We start from the raw sequence: 12,860 nt of genomic DNA, 5'->3' as shown, positions 1-12,860 counted from the left end.
GAAACCGAACTATCCCCGCCGCTCAGCCAAACTTATTGCGCCCATTGCGATTTCGACTACACGGTATTGGCATATCCCGAGCAATCGCGCTAGGGTGGGCTACAGCGAAGGGGAGTAGCCCGCAATCGCCCAGTCGACATACTGATCGGCGCCACATTCGGCGCGGTCCGGCTGCGCGAACCGGTCATCACCGGTGGGCGAGACCTTCGGCCACGAACCGATCCGTAGACCGGTGTGGCTGAGGGCGCACCCGTCTGTCAGCCACAGGCCGGAGTTGTCACCTGGGAGCTGAATTCATGATCGCCACGATCCTGCTGAGCTTCGGCGTGTTGTTCCTCGCCGAGCTCGGCGACAAATCGCAGCTGATGGCGCTGACCTTCTCGCTGCGCTATCGCTGGTGGGTGGTGCTGGCCGGGATCAGCGTCGCCAGCGTCGCGGTGAATCTCATCGCCGCCGGGGTGGGCCATTTCCTCGGCGCCGCGCTGCCCGCGAACGTCATCGCCGTCGTCACCGCGCTCACCCTGCTCACCGTCGGCCTGTGGACCCTGCGCGACGCGCTGAGCAGCGCCGACGAGTCCGGCGAGACGCCCGCGCCGAGCACCCGCAACGCCTTCCTCGTCGTGATCTCGGCGTTCATGCTCGCCGAGCTGGGCGATCGCACCATGTTCGCCGCCGCCGCGCTGGCCTCCAACAACAACTGGCTCGCGGTGTGGATCGGCGCGGTGGCGGGCATGGTCGCCGCGGGCGCGCTCGCGATCGCGGTCGGCAAGTTCGCGGGCAAGCACCTGCCCGAACGCGGCATCGCCATCGCCTCGGGCCTGCTGTTCCTGTTCTTCGCCACCAAGACCCTGCTCGACGCGTTCGCCACCGGCCTCGGCGGCTGGGCGTCGGCGGGCCTCGCGCTGCTGGTCCCCGTGCTGGCCGGCGCGGGCATCGGCGCGTGGAAGCTCTCCCGAGCGAAGCGGGTTCCGGAATCCACACTTGCCTGACCCGGCGCGGCTCCGGGCCGATCAGCCGGCGAAAGCGTTGCCGTAGACCGTGCCGGAGCGGCGGGCCAGGGCGATCAGCTGGTCCTTGAGGTCCCAGAGGCTGTCCAGGTCGTCGGCGGCGATCTTGCCGGTGACCATCGCGCCGATCGCGGCGGCCAGGGTCGAGCAGGCGAACTGCTGTTCTGGGGTCTGGGCGCCGAGCATGGTGGCGACGACGGCGACGAAGCGGTGTTGCAGATCCATCCGCGCCTTGATCGCCGACGGCCCGGCCGCGTAGACCTCCACCAGGAACAGCCGCGCCGACGCCGGGTCGTCGATCAGGTGGCCGAAGTAGGCGGTGAGGATGTTGTCCATCCTGGTCAGGGCGTCGACGTCGTCGGTGATCGCGGCCTGCAGGCGCTCGGCCAGCAGCCGGGAGGCCCGGTCGAAGGCGGCGGCGAAGCAGTCCTCCTTGGAACGGAACAGCTCGTAGAAGGTCTCGCGGGAGACGCCCGCGCGCTTGAGCACTGCCGCGACCGGGGTGTTGACATAGCCACCCTCGGTCATCGCCTCGCCCATCGCGACCAGAATGCGCTCCCGCTGGGAGGCGACCACTTCTTCGCGCGTGAGATGGTGACGCCCGCGGGGGAGTTGACGCCGGATGGCTGCCGAATCACTCATCGTCGTTCCATTCTGCGTGGTCGGGCCGGCTGCGGGGTGGTGAACGGGGCATCCTCGGTGCGGGCGATCTCGACCGCGCGGGCGACCCTGGCCCCGAGCAACCGTTGTACCAGCATTTGTGCCACCGGGCGCACCGGGAGGACCAGCGCCACCCACCACGGCGAGACGACGGTCTTGCGCCTGCGCGCGATCGCGCGGTGCAGCGCGGCGACCGCGGGCCCGATCGGCGAGACACCGGTGAGGCTGGTGCCGTCCAGTCCGCTGCGCGCGGCCGCCGTGCCGAAACCGCGACTCGTCATCTCGGTATCGATCTCGGCGAAGAAGCTGACGCCCACCTTGGCACCGGTGTGGCGCAGTTCGTAGCGCAGCGTGGCGGCGAGCGCTTCCACCGCCGCGGCCGAGGCGCTGTAGGCGCCCGCGAGCGGCAGGTGGACGGCCGTGGAGATCGACGACATCATCAGCACGTACCCACTCGCGTGCGCGACATGCGGGCCCGCCGCGTGCACGGCGTAGGCGACACCGAGGACATTGACCGCGAGCGTCTCCTCCAGCACCGACGGATCGCCGCCGACCATCGCCATCTGCTTGGCGATCCCCGCGTTGGCCACCAGCACATCGAGGCCACCCAGTTCGCCGACCAGCGCCGCGACCACCCGGTCGACCTGGGCGCGATCGGCCACATCGCAGTAGCGCCACGGCGCGTCGCCACATTCGGCGGCCACCTCGGCCAGGAGTTCCGGTTCGAGTCCGAGCAGGGCCACCTCGGCCCCGTGCGCGGCCAGTCGGCGCGCCAGCGCGGCCCCGATTCCGCGTGCCGCCCCGGTGATCAAGATCTTGCGTCCGGCCACCGAAGGACCGGAGATCGAACTCATGACGGCACGCTACCACCGCCGAACAGCCCCGTTCACGGGCTTCTACTCGCCGGTCGGGAGGGGTGTTCCAGCCCACACCGAAACGCGCTAGTGTGCGTTGTTGACGGTTGGCCAGCTATCGACAACGAAGTCCCGGCGGGCCGAGAACCGCGGCGCCAGCCGCCAATGACAAGGAGTATTCGTGGAGATTTCGGGTTCTGCTGCCATCGTCACCGGAGGCGCGTCCGGCCTCGGTGCCGCCACCGCCAAGCGCCTCGCCGACGCGGGCGCCACCGTCTTCGGCCTCGACGTGCCCCAGTCCATCGAGCGCGCGGGCGACAACGTCCCCGCCGGGGTCACCCTGATCGCGGCCGATGTGACCAGCGGCGACGAGGTCGCGGCCGCGATCGCCACGATCACCGAGGGCCCCGCCCCGCTGCGTATCGTGGTCAACTGCGCCGGTGTCGGCTGGGCAGGCCGCATCCTCTCCAAGAACGGCCCGCACGATCTGGAGCTGTTCCGCACGGTCATCACCGTGAACCTGCTGGGCACGTTCAACGTGATGCGCCTGGCCGCCGACGCGATCGCCAAGACCGAGCCGGTCGACGAGTTCGGCCAGCGTGGCGTGGTGATCAACACCGCCTCGGTCGCGGCGTTCGAGGGTCAGGTCGGCCAGATCGCCTACTCGGCGTCCAAGGGTGGCGTGCACGGCATGACCGTGCCCGCCGCGCGCGACCTCGCGCAGTTCGGCATCCGCGTGAACACCATCGCCCCCGGCATCATCGACACCCCGATGCTGGCCGGTGTCACCGAGGAGTACCGCAAGGGCCTCGAGGCGGGCGTTCCGTTCCCGTCGCGCCTGGGCCGTCCGGACGAGTACGCGCAGCTGGTGGAGTACATCGCGGCGCACGATTACCTCAACGGCGAGACCATCCGCATGGACGGCGCGCTGCGCATGGCGCCGCGGTAGTCACTGGGCCACAACGGCTTTCGAAGGCCACCCGCGGCGTCCGGTCGCGCGGTGGCCTTCGTTGTGTTAATTCCTGGCAATACCTGAACAAATCGGACAAAAAGGGTGCTAGGTTAGCCTCGCCTGTCCTACCGAGCCGAGGTATGCCCCATGAATCGTGCACTTATCCGTCTCGCTGCCATCGGCGCGGTAGTCGCCCTCGGCGGCGCCGCCTGTTCCAGCGACTCCGACGACACCGCTGCCAGCGATCCCGCGGCGAAGGTTGCCGCCGAATGCGACAACATCGGTGATCCGAACGTCGTCACCGTGTACTCGGGCCGCGCCGAGAAGCTGGTCAAGCCGCTGCTGGACCAGGTCGACGAGAGCATCCTCGGCCCCGGAATCCGCATCGAGGCCTTCTACGACCAGAAGCCGGTGAAGATCCTCGAAGAGGGCTCGCGCAGCCCCGCCGATGTCTGGTACGGCCAGGACGCGGGCGAACTCGGCGCCCTCGCCAAGCACGGCTACCTCGGCGAACTCCCCGACAGCGTGACCGGCCTCGTCCCGGCCACCTACGTCGACCCCGACAAGCGCTGGACCGCGACCACCCTGCGTTCGCGCGTGCTCGCCTACGACCCGGCACAGGTCCCCGAGGCCGAATTGCCCGGCGGCATCGACGCACTCGTCGAGAACGCGGAGCCGGGCACGATCGGCTACGCCCCGACCAACGCCTCCTGGAAGAGCTTCGTCACCGCCCTGCGCGTGCTGCGCGGCGAGGACGGCGCCCGCGAGTGGCTGACCAAGTTCAAGGACGCGCAGCCGACGGAGTTCGCCAACAACGGCGCGGTGCTCGACGCCGTCGATCAGGGACAGGTGAAGTTCGGCCTGATCAACCACTACTACTGGTTCCAGCGGACCGCCTCGGTGGGCGCGGAGAACGTGAACGCGAACATCCACTACTTCAAGGGCGACACCGAGCCGGGCGCGCTGGTCAACATCGCGGCCGCCGGAATCCTGAACTGCGCCAACAGCACCGAGGCCGCGGGCAAGCTCGTGCAGTTCCTGCTCTCGGAGAAGGCCCAGCAGTACTTCGCCGACGAGACCGGTGAGTACCCGGTGATCGAGGGCGTGCAGTCCAAGCACGCGCTGCCCGCGCTGACCGAACTCGACCCGCCGACCATCGATCTCAACCAGCTCGAGTCGCTGGAGGCCACCGAGGCGCTGCTGCGGGAAACCGGGCTGCTCAAGTGACCCGATGACCCGGGTTTTCCTTCCGGCACGACGGGCGGTCCTGCCGCTCGTCGTGCTGCCCGCGGTGGTGATCGCCGCACTGCCCCTGGTGTACACGGTGTTGCGCGGCACCGACCGGGGGTGGGCGGCGGTGTGGCGCTATGCCACCTCCGCGCGTACCGCCGAACTGGCGGGCAACACCTTCGCCCTGCTCTTCGCGGTCACGGCGGCCTCGATCGTGCTCGGCACCGGTGCGGCATTCCTGTTGGCGCGCACCGATGTTCCGCTGCCGCGGGTGTTCCTGCCCCTGCTGGCGATGCCGCTGGCGATTCCGTCGTATGTGGCCGCGTTCTCCTGGCTCACCCACTTCCCCGGGCTGGCCGGGTTCGCCGGATCCTGGTTGGTGCTGACCGCGAGCAACACACCGCTGGTGCTGCTGCCGGTGTACGCGGCCCTGCGCGCCGCGGATTCCGGCCCCGCGGAGGTGGCGCGCTCGCTCGGTGCCGGGCCGCTGCGCACCTTCGCCACCGTCACCGTGGCCCAGATCCGGCTGCCGCTGCTGGCCGGGGCGCTGCTCGGGGCGCTGTACGTGCTCAACGACTACGGCGCGGTCGCCATGATGCGCTACGAAACCTTCACCAAGGGCATCCATTACGCCTACAACGCCAGTTTCGACCGGACCGCGGCCAATGTGATCAGTCTGGTGCTGGTGGTGATCGCGCTCGTCTTCGCCGCCGGGGAGTCGCTGACCAGGGGTAGGACCGCGACCAGGGTCGGCGGCGGCACCGCCCGTCCGGCGAGCCCGATGCGGCTCGGCGGCGCGCGCGTGCCCGCGGCGCTCGCGCTCTCGGCACTCGTCGCGGTGTCGGTGCTGATGCCGCTCGGCGGCTTGCTGCCGTGGCTGACCGGGCGCACCACCGGTTCCCTCGACATTCCCGAAATGCTTGCCGCCCTGGGTAATACCGTGACCTTCTCGGGCGCGGCCGCGCTGCTGACGGTGCTCGTCGCCCTGCCGGTCGGCATCATGGCCGCCCGCTCCCGCGGACCGTTCGCGCGATCGGTCGAACTGGCCGCCTACGCCGGATACGCGCTGCCCGGCATCTCGGTCGGCCTCGCGCTGGTGTACTTCGGCATCAACACGATGCCCGCCTGGTACGGGCGCGGACAGCTGGTGGTGCTGGCCTACATCGCGCTGTTCCTGCCGATCGCCATCGGCGCGACCAGGGCCGCTGTCGCCGCGTCGGGACCGCAGTTCGAAGAGGTGGCCCGCTCACTGGGCAGCACCGGTTTCACCGCGACGACCAGGGTGACCGTGCCGCTGGCCGCGCCGGGCATCCTGGCCGGTGCCGCACTGGTTTTCGTGAGCTGCGCCAAGGAACTCCCGGCCACCCTGATCCTGCAACCCGCCGGTCAGAACACCCTCGCGCTGGAATTGTGGAAGCACACCGAGGTCGTGCAGTACACCCAGGCCGCCTGGTACGGGCTGATCCTGGTGGTCGTCGCGGTGCTGCCGACCATCGCGTTGCAGCGCATCGTCGGCGGCACGCCGGTCGCGGTGGTGCGGGCGGACAGTGAGGTGGCGCGATGAGTTCGCTACGAGCATCGCGGGCCGGATCAGTGACCAGCGCGTCGACGCACGTGAACGACATCGAATCCGCCGGCTACTCGGCGCGGAATCGAGCCGTAGCGGAGCCGGTGACACAGCGCCGAGTAGTCGGCTCGATGCCGGTGGTGGGCCGCAGTGCCGGAGCGACGGCGCGGAGTCGGCGCCAACGGTCTCGGCGCGGTGGTGACGGTCTCGGCGCGGTGGCGATCGACATCTGCGCAACTGGTGGCGCGCCGCGAGAAGGGTGGCGTGTGCCGCGAGAAGGGTGGCTCGGTGAGTGAAGGGTGGCTCGGGTGAGTGAGTTGGTGATCTCGGGGCTCGGGGCGGGTTATCCGGGGCGGGAGGTGTTGCGCGGGGTGGATCTGCGGGTTCCGGCCAGCAGTCTGACCGCTGTGCTCGGAGCTTCCGGAGGCGGGAAGACGACGCTGTTGCGGACCGTCGCGGGGTTCTTGCAGCCGACCGCCGGGGAGATCCGGGTCGGGGACGAGGTGGTTGCCAGTGCGAAGCGGAGTGTGGCGCCCGAGCGCAGGCGGGTGACGATCGTTCCGCAGGAGGCGGCGCTGTTTCCGCATCTGACGGTGGCGGCGAACATCGGCTATGGGCTGCCGGGCTGGCGGGCGGCGACTCGGCGGGCGCGGCGGGCGCGGGTGGGTGAGCTGCTCGAGGTGGTCGGGCTCGAAGGGTACGAGCGGCATCGGCCGCAGCAGCTGTCCGGCGGTCAGCAGCAGCGGGTCGCCTTGGCGAGGGCGCTCGCGCCCGCGCCGGCGGCGGTGCTGCTCGACGAGCCGTTCTCCGCGCTCGATGCCGGACTGCGCGCCTCGGTGCGCGATCAGGTTCGCGAGATTCTCACCGGACTCGGCACCACTGCCATCCTGGTCACCCACGATCAGGACGAGGCGCTGTCGATGGCCGATCAGGTGGCCGTGCTGCGTGATGGGCGGGTGGCCCAGGTCGGCACTCCTGAACAGCTCTATCGCACCCCGGTCGACCTCGCGCTGGCCGGATTCCTCGGCGAGGCAGTGCGATTGCCCGCCACCGCGAACGGCGACACCGCCGCGACCGTTCTCGGTCCGGTGCCGCTCACCGCGTCCGCGCACGGTTCGGGCGTCGTTCTGCTGCGGCCCGAGCAGTTGCGCGTCGAGCCGGGCGGCGACTCGGTCTTGGTGGAGCGGTCGAGTTTTCACGGCCACGACGCCGTGCTCACGCTGCGTGCGGGCGAAGTCGAGCTCACCGCACGAGTCCTCTCCCCCGTCGCGGTGCGTCCCGGCGACGCGGTAGTGGTCGAGGTGCGTGGGACCGGGGTGTTCTATCCGGCGGAGTGATCGGTGCCGGCGCTCGTTCCGATTCCGATGCGAGGGAACCCGACGCGCGCTGATCCGTGCCCGGCGCAGGCTCGGAGGTGATCCACGCCGGGGCGCGGTTTTCGACGATCAATACGCGCTCAGACCGGGTCGAGCTTGCGCTCGAATGTGATCAACGAGCGCCCTGGCCCGTTGTAGTCCGGGATCGGGCCGGTCACCGTGAACCCGAGACTCCGGTGGAAGTCGATCGAGGTGAAGTTGGCCGGTGAGGTGACGGCGGTGACCACCGTGCGGCCGTCGGCGCGGGCGAGGGTGAAGAACTCGTCGTAGAGAGTGCGGCCGAGGCCGACCTTGCGGGCGTCGGGGCGGACGGCGACGAAGTGGATGTAGGCGGTGTCGGGGTCCGAGGGTGAGCCGAAACCCACCAGGAATCCCGAGATTCCGTCCGCGTCGGTGGCGATCAGGCTGGTGCGGTGGAAGTGGTCGAGGAACATGCGCGGCAGGTTGTGCACCACCGTTCTGCCCCACCAGTTGTCGACCACGGCGATCAGGGTGTCGTAGTCGTCGGGGCGTGCCCGCCGGATCACATGCCCGGCCGGGAGATCACCGTCGTCGGACCCGGGTCGACGGATCTCGTACCCCGCGCTCATAGCTCAATGGTGCCGCGAATCTGCCCGGTCAGCACGGGTATTCCGCATCACGAATCCAGTTCCGCGGTCCGGCCGACCTCGTCGAGGCCGACCGGACCGTCGCACACTCAGACCGTTCGGGTCAGGCGCTCGGTGAGGAGCTGGGCGAAGTGGGCCGGGTCCTTGAGTTCGCCGCCCTCGGCGAGAACCGCGGTGCCGTAGAGCAGTTCGGCGGTTTCGGCGAGTTCGGGGACCTTGCCCTCGTCGGCATCGGACTTGCGGGCGTCGTAGGCGTCGCGCAGGCCGGTGACCAGCGGGTGGGTGGGGTTGAGCTCGAGGATGCGCTTGGACTCGGGCAGCGCCTGGCCCGAGGCGCGGTACATGCGCTCGAGCATGGGGGTGAAGTCGTAGACGTCACCGACCAGGCAGGCCGGGGAGGTGGTGAGCCGGTTGGTGAGGCGCACCTCCTTGGCGACCTCGTCGAGGGTCTTGCCGAGCCAGGTGAGCAGGTCGGCGAAGTCCTTGTCCTGCTGCTCGCGCAGCGCCTCGGTCTCCTTCTTCTCGTCCTCGGTCTCGAGATCCACCTCGCCCTTGGCGATGGACTGGAACTTCTTGCCGTCGAACTCCGGCACCGAGCCGACCCACATCTCGTCGACGGGATCGGTCAGCACGAGCACCTCGAGGCCCTTGGCCTTGAAGGCTTCCAGGTGCGGTGAGTTCTCCACCTGCGCACGGCTTTCGCCGGTCATGAAGTAGATCGCGTCCTGGCCGTCCTTCATCCGCTCGACGTACTGCGCGAGCGTGGTGAGCTCGGACTCCGAGGCGGTGGAGGCGAAAGACGAGACGGTGAGCAGGGTTTCGCGGTTGTCGGTGTCGGAGAGCAAGCCCTCCTTGAGAACTCGGCCGAACTGCGCCCAGAAGGTCTGGTACTTGGTCTGATCCTCGGCGCCCTGCAGGTCCTTGACCGTGGACAGCACCTTCTTCACCAGACGCTTGCGGATCATCTGGATCTGACGATCCTGCTGCAGGATCTCGCGGGAGACGTTGAGCGAGAGGTCCTGCGCGTCGACCACACCCTTGACGAAGCGCAGGTACTCCGGCATCAGCTCTTCGCAGTTGTCCATGATGAACACCCGGCGCACATACAGCTGCACGCCGCGCTTGTGCTCGCGGGTGAACAGGTCGAACGGCGCGGTGGACGGGATGAACAGCAGGGCCTGGTACTCGAAGGTGCCCTCGGCCTTCATCGGGATGATCTCGAGCGGCTCGTCCCAGGCGTGGCTGACGTGGTGGTAGAACTCCTTGTACTCCTCGTCGGTCACCTCCCCGCGCGGCCGGGTCCACAGGGCCTTCTGCGAGTTGAGGACCTGGTCCTCGACGATGGTCTTCTCGACCTTCTCCTCGCCCTCGCCCTCGGTCACCGTGCGCTCGACCTGCATGCGAATCGGCCAGGCGATGAAGTCGGAGTACTTGCGGACGATCTCGCGCAGCTTCCATTCCTGCGTGTAATCGAAGAGGTGATCGTCCTCGTCCGGGGTCTTGAGCTCGAGGGTCACCGAGGTGCCCTGCGGCGCGTCGGCCACGGTGTCGATGGAATAGGAGGAGCTGCCCGCGGCGGCCTCCCAGCGGGTGCCCTCGCCCTCGCCCGCCTTGCGGGTGGTCAGCACGACCTTGTCGGCGACCATGAAGGTGGAATAGAAGCCGATGCCGAACTGGCCGATCAGCTCCTCGGCGGCGGCATCGGACTTGGCCTCGGTGAGCTTGCGGCGCAGCTCGGCGGTGCCGGACTTGGCGAGGGTGCCGATCAGATCGATCACCTCGGCGCGGGACATGCCGATGCCGTTGTCGCGCACGGTCAGGACACGCTTGTCGCTGTCGACATCCAGCTCGATGTGCAGGTCGGCGGTGTCGGCGACCAGATCCTTGTCCTGGAACGCGGCCAGCTTGAGCTTGTCCAGTGCGTCGGACGCGTTCGAGATCAGCTCCCGCAGGAACGTGTCTTTGTTGGAGTAGACCGAGTGGATCATCAGCTCGAGGAGCTGGTGGGTCTCGGCCTGGAACTCGAGAGTTTCGACGTGCTCAGTCACAGGACCGATGTTATTACCGCCCGAAGTCGGCGATCGAGGGAACCTCGGCGACGGCCTTCCTCGTCATCCAATCGCGCAGGACCTGGGTGGCTCGGACGTCGTCTTCGTTGTACTCGAGCAGGCGGGTGCGCTGGGACAGGTCGCTGTCGGCGTCGTAGCCGACCGCGCGGCGATACCAGCCCATCGACGCCTCGCCGCCTGCCTCCGGATCGCGCCAGCCGAAGCCGGCGACCGGGGCGATCTTCTTCAAACCCTTGCCGTTGGGGCAGATGAACTGGTCGGTGACCGCCTGGAACATGTCGACCCACTCGGGGGAATCGACGAACGCGCGCACCTGCTCTCGGGTGGGCACGCCGGGCATCCCGGCGAACCGGTGGGCCGACTCGTAGAGCCACTTGTCCTCGGCGGTGCGCGAATAGCAGTAGGCGGCAAAGGTTTTGCCTGCCGCGTGTGCGTCGGCGCGCACTCCCATGAGCCAGGTCCAGAACTCGCCGAACGAGCGGCCCTCGTCCTCGGTGGGCAGCGGTACCCAGGTGAAGAACGGGCGGTAGACGTCGTCGAGCAGGGTGCCCCACAGGTAGGCGCCGTCCTCCTGGTAGCTCTCCAGGTCGACGTCGACCTCCACATCGGCGCGCTGCACGCTGACCTGGTCGAACCGGCGCACCAGCGGCGCGCCGGCGATCCAGGCGCGGGCGGTGACCACGGTCTCGTCGAACGGGCCGTGCTGCCAGTCCTCGGGCTCGGCGCCCTCCCACGCGGCCAGCTCGTCGATGGTCTGCACGTCGTGCAGCCGCAGCACCTCGGCGCGTGAGCCGGGCGCGACCAGACTCACATCGCGCATCTGCACCAGCCGCCCCTCGCAACTGTGTTCCTCCTCCGCGCCGGGCGCACGCACCCACCACGGGCACTGCCTGCACTCCGGGACTTTCGACGGCTGGGTCGGCAGTTCGCCGCGCACCACCGCGATGCGGTCGGCGTAGCGCTGGTCGTAGTCGGCGAGAACGCTGGTCAGATCGTGGACGAGGATGCGGTCGAAGGCCAGGCCGATCGCGCCGCCGACCAGGGCGGGGCTGGCCATGCCGTGCCGTTGCAGCATCCGGTACAGGTGGGCGAGGCGCTGCTGGTCGCGCGGTTGCGGGCGCAGCTTCACGTGCTTGTCGCGGCGCGGCTGCCAGCGGAACAGGTCCGAGGTCAGCGGGTGGAAATCGGCCGGGTCGGGGCGGCGCGGGTCGGTGACCTTGTGGTTGACCACGATGATCGGGATGTAGCCGCCGCGGTCGTCGTCGCGCAGCAGGAACTCGGCACCGCCGCGGCGGCCGGTATCGGCCTCCTGGGGCAGCAACCCGCCCCAGATGCGGGGCGCGCGCGCCGCCATCGCGGCCATGGTCGCGGCGGCCTTGTCACCGGCGCGCAGCCGCGGGTCGATCACCACCCAGTCGGCGGGGGCGGCGGCGACCAGCTCGTCGCGGACCTTGGTGCGGTGCGCGCTCGCGGCCTCGCGCCGCTGCTGCACGCCCGGGTCCTCACGAACCTCGACGAGGGCGGCCGGGTAGGTGGCATCGAGGTGGAGGCGATGGCGGCAGCCGATCAGCGAGCGCGCGTCGAGAAAGGCGGCGCGCGGGCCGGGTTCGCCGTGCTCCGGCGTGGTCACGAGCCCGATCTCGGCCCCTCGATCGAGGGCAGCGGAAGCCCGGGCCGGGCGATGCACCGGCCCGCCGTCGAAGTCGTCCTCGGCTGCGCGCACGCAAGCAGTATGGTCCTTCCCCCCGACACAATGCCCAATCGCTACCCTCATCCCACTACGCTACGAAGTACGGCAGGCCGCTATCCCCGGCTCTGCCTCATGACTTGGCGAGCATGACGGAGGGCCTGATCTCATGGGGTTGTTCAGCAAGCGCAAGCGGCGACCGAGCCGACGCGCTGAGGCGAAGGCACTCAAGCACAAGGCGGCCGTCGAGGCGAAGCTCGGCGCGAAGAACGAGCGCAAGGCGGCCAAGGCGGGCGAGCGCACCAACCGGCGCGCGGCGAAGTCGGCGGCCCGTACCGAGGCCAAGGTGGCCAAGGCGCAGATCGCGACCCTGCAGGCCGAGGAGAAGGCCGCCCAGAAGCTCGCGGCCAAGGCCGACCGTGAACTGTTCAGCGCGGCCCAGATCCGCAAGTACATCGGCGTGGCCAGGGTGCTGATCCCGGTCCTCGCGCCCCTGGCCTACCGCGGCGCGACCTTCGTGCGCGGTCAGCTCGACGCGCGCAAGGCACAGCAGCTCGGCATCGGGCTCGACCAGCTCGGCGAGTTCAGCGGCCACGGCGCGCGCCTGCAGGCCCGCATCACCAACACCGAATCCGCGCTGGACAAGATCACCGCCGACGCGCCGGGCGACGCCGACACCAAGAAGTACGTCGACGCGGCCCGCTCGCGGCTGACCGATCTCACCGTCGCGGTGAACACCGCCGAGCAGATGCCCGCCGCGCGCCGCAAGGCCGTGCACACCTCCATCTCGGCCGAGCTGTCCGTGCTGGAGAACGACGCACTGGCCCGCCTGGGCGTGCGCTGATCCCGT

General features: G+C 69.3%; 11 protein-coding genes. 6 read left to right on the top strand and 5 right to left on the bottom strand.

Annotated features, from left to right (window positions below; genetic code table 11):
• The first annotated feature begins 296 nt into the window (after positions 1-296).
• Positions 297-989, top strand: a complete 693-nt coding sequence (locus ACFVVM_RS21830) for a TMEM165/GDT1 family protein (protein WP_387621149.1) — start codon at positions 297-299, stop codon at positions 987-989.
• Between the two features lie 21 nt (positions 990-1,010).
• Here ACFVVM_RS21830 and ACFVVM_RS21825 read toward each other — a convergent pair whose 3' ends face one another.
• Positions 1,011-1,649: a TetR/AcrR family transcriptional regulator gene (locus tag ACFVVM_RS21825; RefSeq protein ID WP_387621146.1), complete on the bottom strand. Its 639-nt coding sequence runs from the start codon at positions 1,647-1,649 to the stop codon at positions 1,011-1,013.
• A complete protein-coding gene (locus ACFVVM_RS21820; RefSeq protein WP_387621145.1) occupies positions 1,646-2,521 on the bottom strand; it encodes an SDR family NAD(P)-dependent oxidoreductase in 876 nt (291 codons plus the stop codon). The genes ACFVVM_RS21825 and ACFVVM_RS21820 overlap by 4 nt, the downstream gene beginning before the upstream one ends.
• Positions 2,522-2,702: 181 nt before the next feature.
• Between ACFVVM_RS21820 and ACFVVM_RS21815 the strand changes: the two genes are divergently transcribed.
• The 4 genes from ACFVVM_RS21815 (at position 2,703) to ACFVVM_RS21800 (ending at position 7,607) form a co-directional block, all read left to right on the top strand.
• The gene (locus ACFVVM_RS21815) at positions 2,703-3,470 is read left to right on the top strand and encodes an SDR family NAD(P)-dependent oxidoreductase (RefSeq protein ID WP_387621142.1); all 768 of its coding nucleotides are present in this window, start codon (positions 2,703-2,705) and stop codon (positions 3,468-3,470) included.
• A 150-nt stretch (positions 3,471-3,620) separates the two neighbouring features.
• A complete protein-coding gene (locus ACFVVM_RS21810; RefSeq protein ID WP_387621140.1) occupies positions 3,621-4,700 on the top strand; it encodes an extracellular solute-binding protein in 1,080 nt (359 codons plus the stop codon).
• 4 nt (positions 4,701-4,704) lie between these two features.
• The gene (locus ACFVVM_RS21805) at positions 4,705-6,267 is read left to right on the top strand and encodes an ABC transporter permease (protein ID WP_387621138.1); all 1,563 of its coding nucleotides are present in this window, start codon (positions 4,705-4,707) and stop codon (positions 6,265-6,267) included.
• A gap of 311 nt (positions 6,268-6,578) precedes the next feature.
• Positions 6,579-7,607 (top strand): ABC transporter ATP-binding protein, encoded by a 1,029-nt coding sequence (locus ACFVVM_RS21800; RefSeq protein ID WP_387621136.1) that lies wholly within the window; start codon positions 6,579-6,581, stop codon positions 7,605-7,607.
• A gap of 119 nt (positions 7,608-7,726) precedes the next feature.
• On the opposite strand, the gene ACFVVM_RS21795 is transcribed toward ACFVVM_RS21800, so the two are convergent.
• The 3 genes from ACFVVM_RS21795 to ACFVVM_RS21785 all read right to left on the bottom strand — a co-directional run bounded on the left by ACFVVM_RS21795 (position 7,727) and on the right by ACFVVM_RS21785 (position 12,046).
• Complete coding sequence (locus ACFVVM_RS21795) at positions 7,727-8,236, bottom strand: GNAT family N-acetyltransferase (RefSeq protein WP_387621133.1); 510 nt, start codon at positions 8,234-8,236, stop codon at positions 7,727-7,729.
• Between the two features lie 107 nt (positions 8,237-8,343).
• On the bottom strand, positions 8,344-10,302 hold the full coding sequence (htpG, locus tag ACFVVM_RS21790; protein ID WP_387621131.1) for a molecular chaperone HtpG: 1,959 nt from the start codon (positions 10,300-10,302) through the stop codon (positions 8,344-8,346).
• Positions 10,303-10,315: 13 nt separating this feature from the next.
• On the bottom strand, positions 10,316-12,046 hold the full coding sequence (locus ACFVVM_RS21785; RefSeq protein WP_387621128.1) for a TM0106 family RecB-like putative nuclease: 1,731 nt from the start codon (positions 12,044-12,046) through the stop codon (positions 10,316-10,318).
• A gap of 133 nt (positions 12,047-12,179) precedes the next feature.
• On the opposite strand from ACFVVM_RS21785, the gene ACFVVM_RS21780 reads away from it, so the two are divergent.
• Entirely contained in the window at positions 12,180-12,854 is a 675-nt protein-coding gene (locus ACFVVM_RS21780) for a DUF6474 family protein (RefSeq protein ID WP_387621125.1), read from the top strand.
• Positions 12,855-12,860: the final 6 nt, after the last annotated feature.

The organism is Nocardia sp. NPDC058176 (assembly GCF_042883805.1).
Lineage (GTDB): Bacteria > Actinomycetota > Actinomycetes > Mycobacteriales > Mycobacteriaceae > Nocardia.
The sequence above is the reverse complement of the archived record's forward strand: the minus strand, read 5'-3'. Positions and strand labels throughout refer to the sequence as shown.